General features: G+C 73.5%; 19 protein-coding genes. 2 read left to right on the top strand and 17 right to left on the bottom strand.

Annotated features, from left to right (window positions below; all coding sequences use genetic code 11):
* Positions 1 to 180: 180 nt before the first annotated feature.
* The 13 genes from LUZ64_RS12635 to LUZ64_RS12575 all read right to left on the bottom strand — a co-directional run bounded on the left by LUZ64_RS12635 (position 181) and on the right by LUZ64_RS12575 (position 12,976).
* Positions 181 to 840: a response regulator gene (locus tag LUZ64_RS12635; RefSeq protein ID WP_087927397.1), complete on the bottom strand. Its 660-nt coding sequence runs from the start codon at positions 838 to 840 to the stop codon at positions 181 to 183.
* Positions 837 to 2,126 (bottom strand): sensor histidine kinase, encoded by a 1,290-nt coding sequence (locus LUZ64_RS12630; RefSeq protein ID WP_095578603.1) that lies wholly within the window; start codon positions 2,124 to 2,126, stop codon positions 837 to 839. The genes LUZ64_RS12635 and LUZ64_RS12630 overlap by 4 nt, the downstream gene beginning before the upstream one ends.
* 361 nt (positions 2,127 to 2,487) lie before the next feature.
* Entirely contained in the window at positions 2,488 to 3,252 is a 765-nt protein-coding gene (locus LUZ64_RS12625; protein ID WP_232389880.1) for an alpha/beta hydrolase, read from the bottom strand.
* A complete protein-coding gene (kynU, locus tag LUZ64_RS12620) occupies positions 3,249 to 4,454 on the bottom strand; it encodes a kynureninase (RefSeq protein ID WP_095582416.1) in 1,206 nt (401 codons plus the stop codon). The genes LUZ64_RS12625 and kynU overlap by 4 nt, the downstream gene beginning before the upstream one ends.
* On the bottom strand, positions 4,447 to 5,286 hold the full coding sequence (locus LUZ64_RS12615; RefSeq protein WP_095582415.1) for a tryptophan 2,3-dioxygenase: 840 nt from the start codon (positions 5,284 to 5,286) through the stop codon (positions 4,447 to 4,449). The genes kynU and LUZ64_RS12615 overlap by 8 nt, the downstream gene beginning before the upstream one ends.
* Positions 5,287 to 5,446: 160 nt before the next feature.
* Positions 5,447 to 5,860, bottom strand: coding sequence for a DUF3151 domain-containing protein (locus LUZ64_RS12610; protein WP_095582414.1), 414 nt, complete (start codon positions 5,858 to 5,860; stop codon positions 5,447 to 5,449).
* A gap of 223 nt (positions 5,861 to 6,083) precedes the next feature.
* On the bottom strand, positions 6,084 to 7,649 hold the full coding sequence (locus LUZ64_RS12605; protein ID WP_372471957.1) for an MFS transporter: 1,566 nt from the start codon (positions 7,647 to 7,649) through the stop codon (positions 6,084 to 6,086).
* A gap of 251 nt (positions 7,650 to 7,900) precedes the next feature.
* Positions 7,901 to 8,923, bottom strand: a complete 1,023-nt coding sequence (gene fbaA, locus LUZ64_RS12600) for a class II fructose-bisphosphate aldolase (protein ID WP_095584918.1) — start codon at positions 8,921 to 8,923, stop codon at positions 7,901 to 7,903.
* Between the two features lie 201 nt (positions 8,924 to 9,124).
* Entirely contained in the window at positions 9,125 to 9,670 is a 546-nt protein-coding gene (gene pyrE, locus LUZ64_RS12595; RefSeq protein WP_199843904.1) for an orotate phosphoribosyltransferase, read from the bottom strand.
* A 4-nt stretch (positions 9,671 to 9,674) separates the two neighbouring features.
* Positions 9,675 to 10,487: an aldose epimerase family protein gene (locus LUZ64_RS12590; protein ID WP_095584917.1), complete on the bottom strand. Its 813-nt coding sequence runs from the start codon at positions 10,485 to 10,487 to the stop codon at positions 9,675 to 9,677.
* A 52-nt stretch (positions 10,488 to 10,539) separates the two neighbouring features.
* Positions 10,540 to 11,361, bottom strand: a complete 822-nt coding sequence (locus LUZ64_RS12585; RefSeq protein WP_095584916.1) for an SRPBCC domain-containing protein — start codon at positions 11,359 to 11,361, stop codon at positions 10,540 to 10,542.
* A 276-nt stretch (positions 11,362 to 11,637) separates the two neighbouring features.
* Positions 11,638 to 12,288, bottom strand: coding sequence for an NAD(P)-dependent oxidoreductase (locus LUZ64_RS12580; RefSeq protein WP_095584915.1), 651 nt, complete (start codon positions 12,286 to 12,288; stop codon positions 11,638 to 11,640).
* Positions 12,289 to 12,352: 64 nt separating this feature from the next.
* Positions 12,353 to 12,976, bottom strand: coding sequence for a DsbA family protein (locus LUZ64_RS12575; RefSeq protein WP_095584914.1), 624 nt, complete (start codon positions 12,974 to 12,976; stop codon positions 12,353 to 12,355).
* Between the two features lie 169 nt (positions 12,977 to 13,145).
* Here LUZ64_RS12575 and LUZ64_RS12570 point away from each other — a divergent pair, with 169 nt between their 5' ends.
* The gene (locus LUZ64_RS12570) at positions 13,146 to 14,102 is read left to right on the top strand and encodes a helix-turn-helix domain-containing protein (RefSeq protein ID WP_095584913.1); all 957 of its coding nucleotides are present in this window, start codon (positions 13,146 to 13,148) and stop codon (positions 14,100 to 14,102) included.
* A gap of 88 nt (positions 14,103 to 14,190) precedes the next feature.
* On the opposite strand, the gene LUZ64_RS12565 is transcribed toward LUZ64_RS12570, so the two are convergent.
* The 3 genes from LUZ64_RS12565 to LUZ64_RS12555 all read right to left on the bottom strand — a co-directional run bounded on the left by LUZ64_RS12565 (position 14,191) and on the right by LUZ64_RS12555 (position 17,912).
* Positions 14,191 to 15,783, bottom strand: a complete 1,593-nt coding sequence (locus tag LUZ64_RS12565; protein ID WP_095584912.1) for a polyamine aminopropyltransferase — start codon at positions 15,781 to 15,783, stop codon at positions 14,191 to 14,193.
* A 105-nt stretch (positions 15,784 to 15,888) separates the two neighbouring features.
* Positions 15,889 to 16,407, bottom strand: coding sequence for a DUF2617 family protein (locus LUZ64_RS12560; RefSeq protein ID WP_087927386.1), 519 nt, complete (start codon positions 16,405 to 16,407; stop codon positions 15,889 to 15,891).
* 338 nt (positions 16,408 to 16,745) lie between these two features.
* On the bottom strand, positions 16,746 to 17,912 hold the full coding sequence (locus LUZ64_RS12555; protein WP_095584911.1) for an aminotransferase class I/II-fold pyridoxal phosphate-dependent enzyme: 1,167 nt from the start codon (positions 17,910 to 17,912) through the stop codon (positions 16,746 to 16,748).
* A 461-nt stretch (positions 17,913 to 18,373) separates the two neighbouring features.
* Between LUZ64_RS12555 and LUZ64_RS12550 the strand changes: the two genes are divergently transcribed.
* Positions 18,374 to 19,585: a putative hexosyltransferase gene (locus LUZ64_RS12550; protein WP_211304973.1), complete on the top strand. Its 1,212-nt coding sequence runs from the start codon at positions 18,374 to 18,376 to the stop codon at positions 19,583 to 19,585.
* Positions 19,586 to 19,678: 93 nt separating this feature from the next.
* On the opposite strand, the gene LUZ64_RS12545 is transcribed toward LUZ64_RS12550, so the two are convergent.
* Complete coding sequence (locus LUZ64_RS12545) at positions 19,679 to 20,215, bottom strand: type III secretion system chaperone family protein (protein WP_095580487.1); 537 nt, start codon at positions 20,213 to 20,215, stop codon at positions 19,679 to 19,681.
* Positions 20,216 to 20,334: the final 119 nt, after the last annotated feature.

Genomic DNA, 20,334 nt, shown 5'->3' with positions numbered 1-20,334 from the left:
GGCGCGTGGGTGCGGTGCCGCTGCGCGGGGCCGTTCCCCACCCCGCCCCTTCCCTCCGCATCCGATGTGCGGCTCCGCCGCGTGGCGGGGCTCCGCCCCGGACCCCTTCCGCGCTGACGCGCGGTGTCCTCAAACGCCGGACGGGCTGAGAACGCAACCCGCCCGGCGGAGCCCTGAGGCTCAGCCGCCCGGCGTGATCAGGCCCGCCTCGTACGCGAAGACCGCCGCCTGCGTGCGGTCCCGCAGGCCCAGCTTCACCAGGATCCTGCTGACGTGCGTCTTGACCGTGGACTCCGCCACCACCAGGTGCGTCGCGATCTCGGAGTTGGAGCGGCCCTGGGCGACGAGGACCAGGACCTCCGTCTCGCGCTCCGTAAGGTCGCCGATCCGCTCCTGCGTGGGCGGCTTGGGGGCGCCGAGCCGGGAGAACTCCAGGATCAGCCGCTTGGTGACCGTGGGGGCGAGCAGCGCCTCGCCGGAGGCCACGACGCGCACGCCGTCGGCGAGCTGCTGGGCCGAGGCGTCCTTGAGCAGGAAGCCGCTGGCACCGGCGCGCAGGGCTTGGTAGACGTACTCGTCCAGGTCGAAGGTGGTCAGGACGAGGACCTTCGCCTCGGCGTCGGCGGCGACGATCTCGCGGGTCGCTTCCAGGCCGTTCAGGACCGGCATCCGGATGTCCATGAGGACGACGTCGGGCCGCAGCGCCGCCACCTGCTCGACGGCCTGCCGGCCGTCCACGGCCTCGCCGACGACCTCGATGTCCGGCATGGCGTTGAGCAGGACGGAGAAGCCCTCGCGGACCATCATCTGGTCGTCCACGATCAGCACACGGATGGTCACGCGGCGGCCGCCTCGTCCGCCGGGACCGGGATGAAGGCCGTGACCTCGTACCCGCCCTCCGCCGTGGGCTCGGCGGTCATCTCGCCGCCGAGCATGGTGACGCGCTCGCGCATGCCGAGCACGCCGTGCCCGGCCCCGGGCGAGGGCTTGGCCAGGCGGTTGGCCGGGCCGTTGACGATCCGCAGGCCGAGGCCGCCGAGCACGTAGCCGAGCTCGACGCGGGCCTCGGCGCCGGGGGCGTGCCGCAGCACGTTGCTGAGCGCCTCCTGGACGATGCGGTAGGCCGACAGCTCCACGCCCTGCGGCAGCGGCCTGACGGCGCCCGTGGTGACGTGCTCGACGGACAGCCCGGCGGAGCGGACGTTGTCGAGCAGCGTGTCCAGGGCGGCGAGGGTGGGCTGCGGCGCCTCGGGGTCGGCGAAGGCGTCGGGGTTCTCCGACCGTACGACGCCGAGCACCCGGCGCAGCTCGGTCAGGGCGGCGACGGCGTTCTCGCGGATGGTCTGGAACGCGGCGGCGAGCTCCGGCGGGGTGTCCTGCACCCGGTAGGGCGCGGCCTCCGCCTGGATGGCGACGACGGACATGTGGTGCGCGACCACGTCGTGCAGCTCGCGGGCGATGGTGGTGCGCTCCTCCAGCACGGTCCGGCGGGAGCGCTCGACCTCGGTGACGGCGACCTGGGCGACGACCTGCTGCTTGCTCTCGCGCAGCCCGCGCACGGCGAGGACGACGAAGAGGACCATCGCGTAGACCATCAGCATCTCGAAGAGGTCGCCGACGAAATAGTTGCCGCCGTAAGGGCTGAGGCCGCGCATGAAGAACGCCAGGAAGAGGCCCATGGCACCGGTCAGGGCCAGCATCTCGGCCGCCACGCGCGGGCGGGTCCGCAGCGCCACGACCAGCAGCACGAAGAGGTGCGAGAAGAACCCGGGCGGCGACCACAGCCCCATGTCGGAACCGGAGAGGACGACGCTCGTGAACGCGACGCTCCCGACCGACAGCCACCACGCGCCCACCGGCCGGAACAGCGTCGTGACCATCGGCACCCCGACGAACAGCGAGGCGACGATCCCGAACAGCCCGCCCCCGCGCTCCACGGTCGCGAGCATGACCATGCCGGTGAACCCGATCAGGACGGCGTGCGGGAACCACCGCCCGTAGTGCCGGGCACGGCCCGGCAGCCCGCGGACCAGCTTGTGGCCGGCGGGCAGGGGCGGCAGCGGCCGGAAGGCGAACGCGTCGTGGAAGAGGTCCTCGCGGATGCCGCGGAGGGCGGTCTTCGCCATGCGCAGTTCGGTGCGGGGGCCGTTGTCGTAGGTCTGGGTCACGTCATCAAAGGTAGGCAACGGGGGGAGGGTGCGGCGTCCTCAATGGTGGGGATCTGTCGGGGTCCGTCTCAAGTACTACGGCCGGGGGTAGGGGGCGGCTGGGGTGGGGGGCTTTCTCCCCTACCCGCCCCTTCCCGAATGTCCTCAAGCGCCGGACGGGCTGAAAACAGCCCGTCCGGCGCTTGAGGACCGGAGCCCGGGGCAGAGCCCCTCACGCGGCGGAGCCGCACATCGGATGCGGCGGGAAGGGGCGGGGTGGGGAAAGGGCCCGCCGCGGGCGCACCCCGCGCCCACCCGCCCGCACCCGCCCACGAACCCGTCACAACCCCAGCACCCCCACAAGCTCCCCGCACGCCCCCACCCCCGGCGTCACCGCCGCGAAGTGCCCCACCCCCCGCAAGGCCCGCAGCACCACCCCACCCCCACAAGCCCGCATCGCGGACACGTACGCCCCGGACACCGACAGCGGTACGTCCGGGTCCGCCGTGCCGTGCAGGACCGTGACCGGCATGCGGGGCGGGGACAGGCGTGAGGGGTCGGCCTCCGGGTGTTCGCCGGGGCCCAGGAAGGCCGTGACGGCGCCGCCGCCCAGGCCCAGGGCGCGGGCCCGGCCCAGGTCCGCGACGGGTGCCACGGCCACGACCTCGGTCACCGAGCCGGGGGCGGCGCTCGCCGCCCACAGCGCGAGGTGGCCGCCCGCGGAGTGGCCCACCAGGACGTGCCGGGCCGGGGCACCGGGCAGCGCGGTCACCCGCGCCACGTCCTCGAAGGTGGCCGGCAGCCCGCCGCCCCCGCCCACCCGGCGGTACTCCGCCAGCGCGACCTCGACGCCCGGCCCCGCCAGCGCCGCCGCCAGCGGCGCGAGGTGGCGGCGGTCGTACGCCTCCCGCCAGAAGCCGCCGTGCAGGAGCGTCACCCGGACCCCGGCGGGCCCGGACGCACCGGGCGGCCGGTAGAGGTCGACGACCTGGCTCGGGTGCTCCCCGTAGGCGACCGTGCCGGACGGCGCCTCGTACGGCAGGGCCATCAGCGCCCGTTCCTCGGCCTCCGCCCCGGACCCGGCCCCGGACCCGGGAACCGTCATCCCGCCAGCACCTCCCCCAGCACCCGCGCCGCCCTCCGCGTCTCGGCGAAGCCCGTGTAGAGCGGGGCGAAGCCGAAGCGCAGGACGTCCGGGCGGCGGAAGTCGCCGACGACGCCGCGCCGGATCAGCTCCTCCATGACGCCTGCCGCGCCGGAGGCGCACCGCAGGGACACCTGGCTGCCCCGCTCGGCGTGCGCGGCCGGGGTGACGCTCTCGACGCGGCCCCCGGGCACGTACGCCTCCACGCAGCGCAGGAAGAAGTCCGTAAGGGCGAGACTCTTCGTTCTCACGTCCGTAAGGGCGACGCCTTCCCAGACGTCGAGCGCGGCGTCCAGGGCGAGCAGGGAGAGGATCTCCGGTGTGCCGACCCGTCCCCTGGCCGCGCCGTCGGCGGGCGCGTAGGCGAAGTCCATCGCGAAGGGGTCGGCGTGGGAGTTCCAGCCCGGGAGCGGGGAGTCGAAGCGGGGCTGGAGCTCGTCGCGCACATAGAGGTAGGCGGGGGCTCCGGGCCCGCCGTTGAGGTACTTGTACGTGCAGCCGACCGCGAGATCCACGCCGTGCGCGTCGAGCCCGACGGGCAGGGCGCCCGCGCTGTGGCACAGGTCCCACACCACCAGCGCCCCGGCCGCGTGCACGGCCGCCGTCGTCCCGGCCAGGTCGTGGAGGCGGCCGGAGCGGTAGTCGACGTGGTTGACGAGCGCGACGGCGGTGCGCGGCCCGGCTTCCGCGGGAACGTCCCGGGCGTCGACCGCCCTGATCCGGCAGCCCGTCATCCGGGCGGCGGAGGCGGCGATGTAGCCGTCGGTGGGGAACGTCGCCGCGTCGACCAGCACCTCGTCGCGGCCCGGGCCCGCCAGCCGGACGGCGGCGACGACCGCCTTGAAGACGTTGACGCTCGTGGAGTCGCCGACGACGATCCGGCCGGGCGCGGCCCCGACGAGCCGGCCGACGCGGTCGCCGACCCGCTCGGGCGCCTCCCACCACCCGGATTCGGTCCAGGAGCGGATGCGCAGCCGGCCCCACTCCTCGCCGACGACCTCGGCGAGCCGCCCGGCGACGTTGCGGGGCAGCGCCCCCAGGGAGTTCCCGTCGAGGTAGACGGTGCCGTCGTCGAGGGCGAACTCCTTCCGCACGGCGCCCAGCACGTCGCCGTCGTCGAGCGCCGCGGCCTCGACGGCGAGTCCGTCCGGCCCGTCAGACACGGCTGCGCGCCGTCCACAGCTCGGGGAAGACGTGTTTGGCGGCGCGTTTCTCCAGCCAGGCGACGCCCGCCGAGCCGCCGGTGCCCACCTTGGCGCCCATCGCCCGGCGGGTGGCGACGAGGTGGTCGTTGCGCCACCGCCAGACCAGCTCGGCGACCTCGGTCAGGGCCTCGCCCAGCCGGCACGCCTCGGCGTTCTGGTCGCCCGCGTAGACGCGCTGCCAGACCTCCTCGACGGCGGGGTCCGGGGCGTAGGCCTGGGACACGTCGCGGTCGAGGACGGCCCGGGGTATCGCGTGGCCGCGGCGGGCGAGGTGGCGCAGCACCTCGTCGTAGAGGCCCGGTTCGCGCAGCGCCTCCGCCAGCTCCGCGTGGACGGCGGGCGCGCCGCGGTAGGGGACGAGCATCGCCGGGGACTTCTCGCCGAGCAGGAACTCCAGGCGGCGGTAGGTCGCCGACTGGAAGCCGGACGCCTCGCCGAGCGCGGAGCGGAAGGCGTTGAACTGGGTGGGCGTCAGATGGGCGAGCGGCTTCCAGGACGCGTTGAGCGATTCCAGCTCGTACGTGGAGCGTCTGAGCGCGGCCATCGCGGTCGCGAGGTCGTCCTCGCGCAGGGCACGGGCCGCGGTCCGCCACTCGTGCACGAGGAGGGTGAACCAGAGCTCCATCACCTGGGTGGTGACGAGGAAGGACATCTCGCCGGGGTCGTCGGAGAGCGGTTCCTGGAGGTCGCCGAGGACGGATGCCCGCACATAGTCCTCGTAGGGCGTGCTGCCGGTGAAGTGGACGTTCGGCGCGGTGTCCTGAACGGTGGAACGTGGTTCGGAAGTCATCGTGTCTCCCCTGCCGTCGCTCCCGGGATCGCCGGGTCACTGCGGGGATCATCGGTGCCGGACACCGTCGGCTGCAAGGCCCGTGAAGGGCCTTCGGCGGGCCCCGGGCGGCCGGGACCGGCCGCCGCCACGGCGGGTGGGCCGTGACGGCGCCCGTGGCTCAGCCCAGGGTGTTGGCGGCCGTCGGGGAGCTCTCCCGCAGGAAGGTCGAGCAGCGCTCGTACTCCTCCTGCTCGCCGATCGACTGCGCGGCGCGGGCCAGGGCGTGCAGGGCACGCAGGAAGCCGCGGTTCGGCTCGTGCTCGAAGGGCACCGGGCCGTGGCCCTTCCAGCCGCTGCGGCGCAGGGCGTCGAGGCCGCGGTGGTAGCCCGTGCGGGCGTACGCATAGGACTCGACGACCCGGCCGCCGTCGAACGCCTCGTCGGCGAGCTGCGCCCACGCGAGGGAGGACGCGGGGTACTTCGCGGCGACCTCGGCGGGAGCGGCGCCGGAGGCGAGCAGCTCGCGGGGCTCCGGGTCGTCGGGGAGGTGGGTCGGGGGCGGTCCCCCGAGCAGGTTCTCGTGAATGGACATGCGGTCCAGTCTGCCGCAGTGTCCGCTACGGGCCGTAGGGTGCGGCGGGGTTGCCGCCGCGCGGGGCCTTACCCCGCCCCGCCCCTTCCCGCTGTATCCGATGTGCGGCTCCGCCCCCGACCCCGGTTCTCGATCGCCGGACGGGCTGAAAATCAGCCCGTCCGGCGATTGAGGACATTCGGGAAGGGGCGGGTAGGGGAAAAGGCCCCGCGCAGCGCCACCGCTACCCGTCCCCCGGATCCAGCGGCGGCGACGACACCCCGCAGTGGTACTCGCACTCCGCCCGGCACGCCCCCGCCCCCCGCTCAGGCCCCCGCACCGTCGCCCACGCCAGCACCGCCCCCACCACCAGCGCCCCCGCGCACATCAGCATCGCCCGGTCGAAGGTCCTGGAGAACGCCGCCGGGTCCCGGTAGACGTCCGGGCCCATGCCCGCCAGCAGCGGCAGCGCGGCGACCGCGATCAGGCCGGCCGCGCGGGCCGCCGCGTTGTTGATGCCGCTGGCCAGGCCCGCCCGGGAGACGTCCACGGAGGCCAGCACCGTGGCGGTGAGCGGCGCGACCAGCACCACCATGCCCATGCCCAGCACGATCAGCGCGGGCAGTACGTCCCGCCAGTACACCGCCCCGGCCCCGACCCGGGTCATCAGCAGCAGCCCGGCCGCGCACAGCAGCGGTCCGACGGTCAGCGGGAGCCGCGCCCCGATGCGCTGGGCGATCTTCCCGGAGCGGGCCGAGAGCAGCAGCATCAGCACGGTCGTCGGCAGCAGGGCCGTGCCCGCCGCGAGGGCCGACCAGCCCACGACGACCTGGAGCTGGAGCACCGCGAGGAAGAAGAAGCCGCTGAAGGCGGCGTAGACGAAGACCGTGACGACGTTGATGGCCGTGAACTGCCGGACGGCGAAGATCTCCGGCGGCAGCATCGGGTCCGCCCGCCGCCGCTCCACGGCGACGAAGGCGGCGCCCAGCAGCACACCGGCGACCGCCGGGACGATCACCCAGGGCGAGGCGCCCTTGTCGGGCGCGGCGATCAGCGCGTACGTCACGGCGCCGAGCGCCAGCGCGCCCAGGGCCGCGCCGAGCACGTCGAACCGGCCGCGCGCCGCCGGGTCGCGGGTCTCCGGCACGTACCGGAGCGCGACCACCACGCACACGGCGGCCAGCGGCAGGTTGATCAGGAACACCCAGCGCCAGCCCGGCCCGTCCACCAGCCAGCCGCCCACGAACGGGCCGACGGCCGACGCCACGCCGCCCAGCCCCGACCAGGCGCCGACGGCGCCCGCCCGGTCGTCGGGGTGGAAGACCGCCTGGATCAGCGCGAGCGAACCGGGGGTGAGCAGGGCGCCTCCGACGCCCTGGAGGGCCCGCGCCGCGATCAGCACCCCGGCGTCCGGCGCCACCCCGCACAGCAGTGAGGCCAGCGCGAACCACACCACGCCGATGACGAAGATCCGCCGCCGCCCGTACCGGTCGCCCAGGGAGCCGCCCAGCAGGATCAGGCCGGCGAGGGTGAGCATGTAGGCGTTGACGGTCCACTGGAGGGCGGCCAGGTTCGCGTCGAGGTCCCGGCCGATGTGCGGCAGGGCCACGTTGACGACGGTGCTGTCCAGCATCGCCATGCCCGAGCCGAGCACGGCCGTCAGCAGGACCCAGCGCCCCGCGGCGGTGCCCAGCCGCACCGCGGGCGCGCCGTCGTCCGCGGCGGGTCCGCCCGGCGCCGTGCCGGGCGGCAGCCCCGGCGGTGGGGCCGGCTCGCGGCCGCGGCCGGGGTCCGGTGCGGAGTCGCTCATGCGGCGATCATCCCCCGCGAGGGCGGACCGGGCCAGGCGAGGCGGCCCCACCGCGCGGGAGCCCGGCCACGCGACCGGCCGTACGCGGATCCCGGTCGAGCGGCCGTCCTCACGAAGGGCCCGGCCACGCGAAAGCCCCGGCCTCACGAAAGCCCCGGCCACGCGAAAGGGCCCGGCCGCCGCTCGTCGGTACGAGCGGGGGCCGGGCCCTTCCCGGTCCTCGTGGGGCTGCCCGGCAGCCCCGGGGAGGACTACTTCAGCTTGGTGCCCGTGGAGCGCAGGTCGGCGCAGGCCTTGGTGACGCGCGCGGCCATGCTGCCCTCGGCCAGCTTGCCCCAGGTGCGCGGGTCGTAGGTCTTCTTGTCGCCGACCTCGCCGTCGACCTTCAGGACGCCGTCGTAGTTCTTGAACATGTGGGCCGCGACCGGACGCGTGAAGGCGTACTGGGTGTCGGTGTCGAGGTTCATCTTCACGACGCCGTTCTCCAGCGCGGTGCGGATCTCCTCCTCCGTGGAGCCCGAGCCGCCGTGGAAGACGAAGTCGAACGGGTCGGCCTTGCCGTGCTTGGCGGCGATGCCGTCCTGGAGGTCACGGAGCAGCTCGGGGCGGAGCACGACGTTGCCCGGCTTGTAGACGCCGTGGACGTTGCCGAAGGAGGCGGCCAGCAGGTAGCGGCCCTTCTCGCCCAGGCCCAGGGCCTCGGCGGTGCGCTCCACGTCGGCGACGGTGGTGTAGAGGTCGTCGTTGATCTCGTGGGTGACGCCGTCCTCCTCGCCACCGGTCGGGGTGATCTCGACCTCAAGGATGATCTTCGCCTTCACGGCCTCGGCGAGGAGCTCCTTCGCGATGGCGAGGTTCTCGTCGAGCTTCTCGGCGGAGCCGTCCCACATGTGGGACTGGAAGAGCGGGTTCTGACCGGCGGCGACGCGCTCCTGCGAGATGGCCAGCAGCGGACGGACGTAGCCGTCGAGCTTGTCCTTCGGGCAGTGGTCGGTGTGCAGCGCGATGTTCACCGGGTACTTCTTGGCGACGACGTGCGCGAACTCGGCCAGCGCGACGGCGCCGGAGACCATGTCCTTGCTGTACTGGCCACCGAGGAACTCCGCGCCACCGGTGGAGATCTGGATGATGCCGTCGCTCTCCGCCTCGGCGAAGCCGCGCAGCGCGGCGTGCAGAGTCTGCGTCGAGGTCACATTGATGGCCGGGTAGGCGAACTTGCCTGCCTTCGCCCGGTCGAGCATCTCGTTGTAGACCTCGGGGGTTGCGATGGGCATCTGTCCGCTCCTTGTGATGTGCGGGTGTGGGCGAGGGGGCCCTGACCTAGGGGGCGACGTTCATCGTCGCCCCCATCTTCCCAGACTCCCCGAATTGCTCCACATGGTGCTCACGCCGAATGCGCGGAGGGCGTGTGGTTTCACGTGAAACCACACGCCCTCCGGCCGCGCTTTTCTTGATCCAAAAACCGAATCCGCAGGTCAGCCCAGGTCGAGGTCGCCCAGGGAATAACCCGTCACATAACGCAGACCGGCCTCTTCGATAGCGGAGGCGGCACCGCGGTCGACGATCGTCGCCACGGCCACGACCTCGGCGCCCGCCTCACGGGCCGCCTCGACGGCCGTCAGCGGGGAGCCACCGGTGGTCGAGGTGTCCTCGACCACGAGGACGCGGCGGCCCTTGATGTCCGGGCCCTCGATACGGCGCTGCATGCCGTGCGTCTTCTGCGCCTTGCGCACGACGAAGGCGTCCAGCTTGCGGCCGCGCGCGGCGGCGGCGTGCAGCATCGACGTGGCGACCGGGTCGGCGCCCAGGGTGAGGCCGCCGACGGCGTCGTACTCCAGGTCGGCCGTGGCGTCCAGCATCACCTGGCCGACCAGCGGCGCCGCCTCGGCGTCCAGGGTGATCCGGCGGAGGTCGATGTAGTAGTCGGCCTCCTTGCCGGAGGAGAGGGTCACCTTGCCGTGGACCACGGCCTTGTCCTTGATCTGCTGCAGCAGGGCGTCACGCGCATCGCTCATGGGCATGAGCTTAGGCCAGGCTCCGCCAGGTCCACGTCGTGGAGATCTCCAGCGGATCGATGGGCGTGACCAGGCGCGGCAGGGTGTTGAGCCCGTTCGGCGGACCGGACTGCGGCTCGACGCAGACGGCCTCGGCCTGCTCGTCGTAGATCACCACCCACTCGCTGCGGCTGGTGACCTTCAGCTCCAGGGCGCCCGGCCAGGTGAGCGTGACGTCCACACCGTCGGGCATCCCGAAGCAGTCGTCCCAAGGGCCGGGGCGGGGGGCGACGCGGCGGCCCGTCGGCAGGTGGTCGTCGCCGCGCTCCTCCTGCCACCCGGCCTCGAAGCCGAGCTCGACGTCCTTGCCGGTGCCGAGGTTGCGCAGGAACCAGGGGTGCCAGCCGGCCTGGGCCGGGAAGGAGTCGCCGTAGGTCTCGACGCCCATGGTGAGCGTGAGCGAATCCGCCGTCAGCTCGGCCAGCTGGGTGACGCGGCCGGGGTACGGCCAGGGGGCGGCCAGGTCGTAGAAGAACGCCGCCGAGGAGTCCGCCACCCGGGCGGTGTGCCAGGCGGTGTCCCGGCCGGTGCCGTGGATGGCGTGCGGGCCGGAGTTGACGGGCATCTGGTGACGCTCGCCGCCGTTCCGGAACTGCCCCAGCTCGATCCGCCCGCACCAGGGGACCATGGGGAAGGCACCGTATTTGGCACCCTGCCGGAGGAGCTCCGTGCCGTCGATCCGGAGACTCGTGATCCGGCAGCCGTTGCGCGGATCGAGCGTCAGCTCGGCACCGCCGGCGGTCAGATGCACGGTGCTGTCGTCTGTGCGTACGTCGTTGGTCACGGGTCCGACATTACGGGCTGAGGCGGGCCGAAGCGGTCCGGACCCCGAACCGCTAGCGACGGCGTCGCAGCACCCGGCCCACCACCACCGCGGAGGCCAGGGCCACCGCCGCCGCGGGCGCCGCCCAGCGCAGCGCCGCCGCGGTGGCGGACGCCGCCTCGGGGGCCGGCACCGGGGCGTAACGGCCCCTCGGCGGGGCGTGGTCGACCTCCTCGGCGCTACGGCCGATCATCGTGCGGCGGGCGTGGGCGGCCTCCGCCGCGGGCGCCTCGTCGTCGTCCTCGTCGTCCTCGTCGTCCTCGTCATCGGCGCCGTCGTCATCGCTCTCGGCGTCCTCGTCGAGGGCGTCTTCGGCCGGGTCGAGCGACGGCGGCGGGACCTCCGTGTCGAAGACGCTGCCGCCTTCCAGGCGCGGACCGTCGCCCGCCTCCTCCTCGGCGTCCTCGCGCAGCTCCTCCGCCAGCGCGGCGGCGAAGCGGTCCAGCAGCCGGCGGGCCGTGGCCTCCGTCGTCTTCTCGTCGAACTCCGCGAGCCGGCCGCCGCTGCCGACCGTGGCCACGCAGACCAGCCGCGTCCCGCCCTCGACCGGCTCCAGCAGCCCGCGCAGCGTGAGCGTCACCGTGCCGGAACCGCGCACCTCACCGCCCTCACCGGACAGGTCGTACCCGCCGTCGCGCTCCGTCAGGTGCAGCGAGCCGCGGTAGGTGATGGTCGAGCCGCCTATGCGCAGCCGGAGCCGCCCGGCCACGAGCGCGCCGGAGGCGTCCGCGACGTCCTGCTGGAGGCCGGGGACGCAGCGCACGACGCGCGCGGGGTCGGCGAGGACCCGCCGGACGGATTCGACGGGAAACGGAACGAACACCTCATGCTCCATGACAAGCGAGCCTACCCATCAGGCCCCGAACCCTTGCCTCTCCGGTCGAACTTTCCGTCGGACTTCGGCAGGTGGGGGTACGGGGCCCGGGCGGGTCGGTACCGCGACGGGCCGCACCGGCAGGGGTGCGGCCCGGGCGCGCTACCGGGCGCGTACGGCGATCGGTACGCGCGAGCGGTACGCGGAACCGGTCCCGGGGGCAGCCCCGGAACCGGCCGCGGGGGGGGGCGGTCCCGGAACCGGCCGCGGGGGGCGGTCCCGGAACCGGCCGCGGGATCAGTACGCCACGGTGAAGCGCTCACCGATGTGCTGCGGCTTCTCGACCTCGTCGATCAGGGCCACGGCGTAGTCCTCGGTGGAGACGCGGCTCTTGCCGTTCTCGTCGGTCACGAGGTCCTCCAGGCCGACGCGGTACGCGCCCGTGCGCTCGCCCGGCTCGATCAGCCCGGCGGGGCTGACGTTGGTCCAGCGGACGTCGGTGACGGTGCGGTAGAAGTCCAGCGCGTCGCCGTGCGCGTGCATGATCTGGAGGAGGAACTCGGGGAGGCCCTCGGCGTCCCAGACCTGCTTGCCGTCGGGGGTGCGGAGCGAGCCCGCGCCACCGACCGCGATCAGCCGGGGGGCGTCGGCGCCGACCGCGCGCACACCGGCGACCAGGGACTTCGCGGCCGGCTCGATGGTCGCGACATGGCCGGGGCCGTCACCGCCGCCGACGGCGCTGATGACGACGTCCTGGCCCTGGGCCGCCGCGGTCACCGACGCCGGGTCGAGGACGTCGCCCTTGGTGACGGTCAGGTTGGCGTGGGTCTCGGTGACCTTGGCGGGGTCGCGGACGACGGCCGTGACCTGGTGGCCGCGGTCCAGCGCCTCGCGCAGCACGCGGCCGCCGATCGTGCCGTTGGCACCGAAGAGAGCGATCTTCGCCATGGGGAGCTCCTTAGGGAGAGAGAGGGGTGTGGAGGGAGGGAAGGTCAGGAAGGTCAGTGCCGGTTCAGTGCCGGTCGAGGGCACGGGTCAGCGTCCGCGCGTCGGACATCGGGCCGCCGAGCCGCCGGACCCCGCCGGGCGTGTGCAGCAGCAAGGTGGGGAAGCTGTCGACGCCGAGCCGCCGGACCTCGCGGAAGTCCGCCTCCGCCGTGCGGCGGGTGGCGGGGTCGGCATGGGCGGCGACCACCGCGTCGGCGTCCACACCGCCCGCCGCCTCGGCGACCGCGCGCACCGTGGCCGGGTCGGAGAGCGGGCGCCCGTCGACGTACCAGGCACGCTGCAGCGCGCCCGCGAACTCCAGTGTCCTCTCGGGGGCCTGCTGCCGCAGGGCGACGAGGGCCGCCGCGGCGTCGGCCGAGTCGAGGACGGCCGTGCCGTCGGCGAAGGCCCTCGCGTAGCCCTCGCCGAAGACCGCGCCGGTCAGCTCGCCGATCCGGGCGTCCGCCTGCGGGATGTAGGGGTACGCGCTGACGGGCTGGGCCCGGGGGCCGGTGAAGAGCCCGCCGTTGAGGACGGTCAGTTCGATGCGGTCGGCGTTCGCGGCGGCGAACTCCCGGATCGTGGGTCCGAAGCCGTAACACCAGCCGCAGTAGGCGTCGAATGCGTAGGTGAGCCGGTGCTGTGCCATGTCTTTCCCTGGATTCCGTCCGTGGTCGCTTCCGCGTGCCGTCTGTGGGGGGTGTGGGCCGTTCGCGGAGGCTGTGGGCCGGCTGCGGGGCCCCGCACACTCTTTGTTGTGCGTTACGACCAAGCTAAGCACGATTTCAGGGCGCAACCAGGTACGCTCAGGTCTTCTCATGGTGAAAAAGCGACACGAGCGACATGAAGAGATCGTCGAGCTCGCCTACAAGGCACCGCCCGGCACCCCCGCGGGCGTCGAGGTGATGACCCTCGCCGAGCTGCGCCGCCGCGCCCCCGAGGGGCTGCTGGTCAAACCGCAGCGGCTGGACTTCCACCAGATCATCGCCGTCCGGTCGGGCGCCGCGGAGCACACCGTGGACTTCACCGGCCACTGGCTGGAGGCGGGCTCGGTGCTGTGGGTGCGCCCCGGACAGGTGCAGCAGTTCGGCGAGGGGCGGCCGGGGTCGGAGCCGGAGGGCGTCGTCGTCCTCGTACAGCCCGGCTTCCTGCCGTCCGGCACGGCCGTGGCGGCCGTCGCGGACGACCCCTTCCGGCCGGTGCTGTGGCAGCCGGTCGGCCCCGACCGCGAGGCCGTCTTCTGCGCGGTGGGCCATCTGGAGTCCGACTTCCGCACCGGCGGCGGGCTGCCCGCCGATGTGCACACCGACGTCCTGCGGCATCTGCTGTCCGCGCTGGTCCTGCGGCTGGCCCACCTCTCGGCCCACGCCGGCAGCAGCGTCCCCGCGCCCGGCGACACCTTCGTGCGCTTCCGGGCGGCCGTCGAGCGCGACTTCGCCACGCACCACCGGGTCGCGGACTACGCCCGTGCCCTCGGCTACTCCACCCGCACCCTCGCGCGCGCCTCGCTGTGCGCGGCCGGGGTCGGCGCCAAGGAGTTCATCGACCGGCGGGTGATGCTGGAGGCCAAGCGGCTGCTCGCGCACAGCGATCTGCCGGCGGCCCGGATCGCCGGCCGGGTGGGCTTCGACGACCCGGCGAACTTCTCCAAGTTCTTCCACCACCGCGAGGGCTGCTCACCGGGCGCCTTCCGCACTGCCCTGCGCCGCGGCGGCGGGCCCGGTGAAGAGCGGCCGGGTGAAGGACGGCCGGGTGACGCGCCCCGGTCCAAGTAACGGGCACGCACCCCGGTCCGCGTAACGGGGCCGCGCCTCAGAAACGCACCCCGGTCCGCGTAACGTGGCCGCGCCTCAGGGACGCGCCTCAGTCCGCGTAACGCGGGTGCATCAGCGTCGACGGCGGCATGCCCGGCGCCCGGCCGCGCTCGGCGGCCCGCCACGCCTCGGTCAGCCCCTTCGGCGACAGCGACTGGAGGTACGGCCGCACCGGCGGCAGCCGCAGCCACAGGGACTCGCGGGAGACCAGCAGGAAGCTCCAGCCCGTGCCCCCGCCGTGCGACCCGGACCGCCGGGAGGTGCGGTCGGGGCCGGTGGTGAAGCCGCTGCCGCTCACCCGGTACGGCCGGCTGGTGAGCCCCAGGGAGCGGACCGTGGCGTCGACCGTCCAGAAGACCTGCGGGCGGACGTCGACCGTGCCGGCGTGGATCGCGAGCCGGCCGCCGGGGGCCAGCCGGCGCTCCACCAGGCCGTAGAACTCCTGGGAGTACAGCTTGGTGCTGGACGTGATGCCGGGGTCGGGGAGATCGGAGACCACCACGTCATAGGGGGGCGCGGCGGCGGGCAGGGCGCGCAGCCACTCGAACGCGTCGGCGCCGACGACGCGCACGCGGGGGTCGCGGTAGGCGGCGCGGTTGAGGGCGACGAGGTCGGGGTCGGTGCGCGCCAACCGCAGGACGGCGGGGTCGACTTCGACGACCGTGACCTGCTCGACGTCGCCGTAGCGCAGGAGTTCGCGGACGGCGAGGCCGTCGCCGCCGCCGAGGACCAGCACCCGGCGGTGCGGGCCGGTCATCGCGGGGTGCACCAGGGCCTCGTGGTACCGGAATTCGTCCTCGCCGCAGACCTTCAGCCTGCCGTCCAGGAAGAGGGAGAGGGGGCGGCCGCTCCGGCCGCCGCCCGTGAGCACGACCTCCTGCACGCCCGACTGCACGGCCACCCGCACGTCCCCGCCGTAGACGGCGTGGCGCGCGGCCCGTTCGAAGGGGACGGTGAGGGCCGAGCCCACGGCCAGGACGGCCAGCACCAGGCCGTTGGCGGCGAGGAGCGCCCAGCGGGCCCGGGCGCTGAGGTCGCCGCGGAAGAGCCAGAGCACCAGGGCACCGCCCGCGACGGCGTTGACCCCGCCGGTCAGCAGCGCGCCCGTCAACTGCCCCAGCACGGGCAGCAGGAGGAACGGGAAGGCGAGCCCGCCGACGAGCGCGCCCACGTAGTCGGCGGCGAAGAGGTCGGCGACGGCGCCGCCCGCGTCCTGCCGCCGGATGCGCTGGATGAGCGTCATCAGCAGGGGCACCTCGGCGCCGATCAGCACCCCGATGGCCAGCGAGAAGCCCACCAGGGCCAGGCGCGCCTGGCCGAACCAGGCGAAGCAGGCGTAGAGCGCCATCGCCGAGAGGCCGCCGACCAGCGCGAGGGCGGCCTCGACGGCGGCGAATCCCAGGGCGGCGCGGCTCCGTAAGCGCTTGGCGAGCAGCGAGCCGATGCCCATCGCGAAGACCATCACCGAGAGGACGACGGACGCCTGGGTGACGGAGTCGCCGATGAGGTACGAGGCCAGGGCGACCAGCTCCAGCTCGTACACCAACCCGCAGGCGGCGCAGACGAAGACGGTGGTCAGGACCACGAGGCGGCCGAGCCCGGCCGGTACGGGCAGCCGCGCCGGTACCGGGCGGTAGATCATGCCGGGAACGCTACGTCACGATCCGGCAACCTTTTGTCACCCACAAGGGTTTATTACAGGTGTTCCATGACCGTTCGGGAGCGCGGAGCGAGCCCTGGAGCGGGCCTAGAGGGGAGCGGCCGCGCGTGCGCCCACCCGCGTACGGGTGGCGACCAGGCGCCCCTCCTGCGGATAGGCGTGCCAGGTGCGCCAGCTGACCTGTCCCTCGCAGCGCTGGGCGAGCAGCGCGGTGAAGGCGTGCGGGCTGCCCGGAAAGGTTCCTGCCAGGCCGTACGGGTGTTCGGCGACGAGGGCGAGCAACTCCTGTGCCCGGCCCGCGAAGGAGCCGCGCGAGAGCGTTTCTATCCGCGCGGCGAACTCGTACTCCCAGGCCCCGACGCGTTTGGCCACGCCGAGCGGCAGCGGGGTGGCGCTGCCCGGCAGGCAGGCCACGGTCTCCGAGCAGACGCCGTCGCCCTCCTCCAGGAGGACCTGGTGGGAGGCGCCGAGCAGGCGCAGCTGGACCTGGGAGTCGGCGAGCCGCAGATCGAGGACGGCCAGCGCGGGGAGGGGGTCCTTCCCCAGACACCAGGCGAGATCGGCGGCGCGGGTATCGGTGTAGGTGGTCTTGAGGGTGGTGAGCATGGGTCGGCTCCGCAAGCACGCAGGGGAGGGTGGGCCGGCCCGCCGAGGAGGACCAGAGTCTTCGAGTGCGCCGGCTCATGCCCACAGAGGGGGGTTCCGTGGGATCCGAGGACAGTGATTCCGAGGATTCCGAGAGGAGTCGTCTCGGAAACGTGTCTCTGAATGAGAGGGAATCATGAATTGAGCGGCGCCCACAGCGTTTTTACCCATCTCATCGTGCTTTCCATCCACGCGAGGGCCGAACAGTTCAACTGTTCAGAATCAATGTGACCGGCGGGCGGCCCACAACCCGCCGGGCGCATATGCGATCAAGCATGGGCCAGCTGCAAATCTCCTGATCAAATAGCCTGAATCAGCTTCTCCACGGCCGTGCGCACGGATTCTTCACGCTTGCAGAACGAGAAACGCACGAGAGAGGAGGGCGCGTCGGGGCGCAGATAGAAGGCGGACGTGGGAATGGCCACCACCCCGGCGCGCAGCGGGAGTTCACGGCAGAATCGCACGCCGTCCGGGTAACCCCACGCGCGGACGTCGGCCTGGACGAAATATCCCGCCTCCGCGCGATAGGGGCGCAACCCCGCCCGCGTGAGCCCCTCGCTCAGAAGGTCGCGGTTGCGCCGCAGCGTGCGCCTGAGCTCCTCCGCCCACGCCTCCACGCCCCCCAGCGTCCGCGCGAGCGCCTCCTGGTACGGCGTGCCCGAGGCGTAGGTCAGGAACTGCTTCGCCGCGCCGACCGCCGCGACCAGCGGCGCCGGGCCGCACACCCAGCCGACCTTCCAGCCCGTGACGTTGAACGTCTTGCCCGCCGAGGAGATGGTCAGCGTCCGTTCCCGCATCCCCGGCAGCGCGGCCATCGAGCGGTGCGCCCCGTCGTAGACGAGGTGTTCGTACACCTCGTCCGTCACCACCGTCAGCCCGTACTCCTCGCACACCCCCGCGACGGCCGCCAGTTCCCCGGCCGTGAAGACCTTCCCCGTCGGGTTGTGCGGGGTGTTGAGGATCAGCACGCGTGTGCGCGGGGTGACGGCCGCCCGCAGCGCGTCCAGGTCGAGGGCGAACGTGTCGTCCTCCAGCGCCAGCGGTACGGGCACCAGGGTGGCGCCGGCGAACCGGGCGACCGCCGGATAGGCGTCGTAGCAGGGGTCGAAGGCGAGCACCTCGTCACCGGGGTCGCACAGCGCCAGCAGCGTCGCCGCGATCGCCTCCGTGGCGCCCGTGGTCACCAGCACCTCGTCCCGCGGGTCGTACTCCAGTCCGTACCGCCGGCTCTGGTGCGCGGCGACCGCCTCGCGCAGCGCCGGGAAGCCCACGGCGGGTGGGTACTGGTTGCTGCCCGCGAGGACCGCCGCCGCGACGTCCTTCAGGAGGCCCTCGGGGGCGGCCAGTTCCGGCACGCCCTGGCCGAGGTTGACGGCGCCGGTCTCCCGGGCGAGCTCCGTCATCTCCGTGAAGACCGACGCGCCCATGCCCCGCACCCGTGCCGCCGGGCTCCATTCCGAATTCATGCGATCCCGCTTTCCACGTCCGTGAATCAAGTCGGTAAGTCGATGTCCGTCTGGCAGATGTCCGTCTGGCAGATGTTCGTTCGGCAGATGTCCGTTTGGTAGGTGGGGCCGGCGGATGTCCGTCCGACCGGCCCATGAGTCGGCCTCACGATAGGCGGGCCCCGGGGCGCGGACCAGAACACCCCGGCGCGCAGCACACACCGGGCGCCGGGTGGCGCCGACACTCCGCGATGCCCGCCGAGCGGGTGGAAAGCGCACCGCCCACGGGCGTTCCGGGTCGCGCGCGCGCGAAGCGCGCCGCATGGTCGGTATGCCGAGATCGGCGCCGTCGTCCGCGCGCGGTGCGCACGGGACCGGCGCCCGGCCCGTACCCGCCCCGACCCCCCGCCCGTCCCCGGGCCACGACCCGCCCGCCGCCCCGCGGCGCGGCGCCGGGCCGTGTCCGCACCGGAGGTGCCCCCGTGTCAGCCGACACCGCCGTGCCCGTCCGCGAGGCACCGGAACCGCGTCCCGCGGCGGGCGGCGCCCGCGAGCGCCGCCTCGACCGGGTGCGCGACGCGCTGCGCCGGGCCGCGCCGGCGCTCGCGCTCTACGCGGGCGCCCGGCTGACCGGCATGGCGATCATGGCCGGCTGGGCCTGGTGGATCGGCCGCCACCCGCGCACGCTGCTCGGCCACTCCTGGGACGGCATCTGGTACGCGGGCATCGCCCGGCACGGCTACGGGCTGGTCCTGCCGTCGCTCACCACCCGCGGCGTGGTCTTCAACGACCTGGCGTTCTTCCCGCTCTTCCCCGGCCTGGTCCACGCCGTCACGGTCGTCCTGCCGCTGACCGTCGTCTCCGCGGGCCTGCTCGTCGCCTGGGTCTCGGCCGGAGCGGCGGCCTGGGGCATCTACGCGGTCGGCGAGCTGCTGCACTGCCGCAGGGTGGGCACGCTGCTCGTGGTGCTCTGGGGGCTGCTGCCGCACGCGATCGTGCAGTCGATGGCGTACACCGAGCCGCTGATGACGGCGCTCGCCGTCTGGGCCCTCTACGCGGCGGTCACCGGCCGCCTGATGTGGGCCGGGGTGCTCGCGCTGCTCGCCGGCCTCTCCCGCCCCAACGCCGTCGCGGTGGCCGCCGCCGTGATGTGCGCGGCCGCCCTCACCCTGTGCCAGGACCGCCGCTCGCGCGCCGACTGGCGGGTGTGGACGGGCGCGGCGCTCGCCCCGCTGGGCTGGGCCGGATACATCGTCTGGGCCGGGTACCGCTCCGGCGGCGGGCTCTTCGGCTACTTCGAGGTGCAGCGGCTGTGGGGCTCGCGCTTCGACTTCGGCGTGAACGCGCTGGGCTTCATCCGGCACCTGATCACCGGCCGGGACTCCATGGCGTACTACATGACCATGGCGGTCATCGGGGTCGCGCTGGTCTGCCTGGTCCTGCTGCTGCTCGACCGGCCGCCCGCGGCCCTCTTCGTCTACGCGCTGGTGCTCGCCGTGATCGCGGTCGGCGGCTCCAGCTACTTCGCGTCCAAGCCGCGCTTCCTGCTGCCGGCCTTCCCGCTGCTGCTCCCGGCCGCCGTGGCCATGGCCAGAGCCCGGCCGCGCACCGTCGTCGTGACGGTCGGCGCGCTGGCCGGGCTCTCGTTCTTCTACGGGACGTACCTGCTGACGGTCGCCCGCATGCCCATGTGAGACCGGTCCCGTGTGTGAGACCGGCCCCGTCCGTGAGACCGGCCCCGGCGGGGGACCGGCCGGGCAAGGGCCCGGAGGTCCCGGGGACGCGGCTCAGGCCTGGTCGTCGCCCGGCTTCTCGTCGTCACCGGACTCGGCGTCGGCCTCCAGGCCGAGCTGCTCGATCAGCCACTTGTCGAACTCGATCGAGGCGCGGACCCAGCTGACCGTGCTGGAGACGAAGTGCTCCAGGGACACGCCGACGCCGATCAGCATCTGCGCCTCGCCGATCAGGCGGACGGTGCCGTCGTCGTTGGTGTGGGTGTAGACCTTCGGCCACAGGGTGCGGCGGTTCCAGTCGTCGATGACCTCGAGGAGGCGGAGCTTCTCCTCGATGCCGTGCGGACGGTCGTAGAACGTGCGCACGGAGAAGACCTGCTGCTCCTCCTCACCGCGGAACATGAAGTACGTACGGAACTGCTCCCACGGTGCGGCGAGGTCTCCCTCGTCGTCCACGACGTACTTCAGCTCCATCTGCTCAAGGAGCTGCTTGACCAGGTCCTGGTCGGGGATGACGGGGCCGGCCGGGCCCGTCTCCTGCGGTTCGGGCTGGCCCCCGAAGTTCGGAATCGAGGACGGGTCGATGCTCACCGTGAATTTCCCTTCGTACGGTTGCCGCCATCCTCCCCCACACCAGCCCCTGCCCCGCAACCCCTGGCGTAACCAGATCAACTTCCGGAAAAGGGATCACGCGGACATCAGGCGTGGGG

It is taken from the genome of Streptomyces albireticuli, from assembly GCF_021228125.1.
GTDB classification, from domain to species: Bacteria; Actinomycetota; Actinomycetes; order Streptomycetales; family Streptomycetaceae; genus Streptomyces; species Streptomyces albireticuli.
The sequence above is the reverse complement of the archived record's forward strand: the minus strand, read 5'-3'. Positions and strand labels throughout refer to the sequence as shown.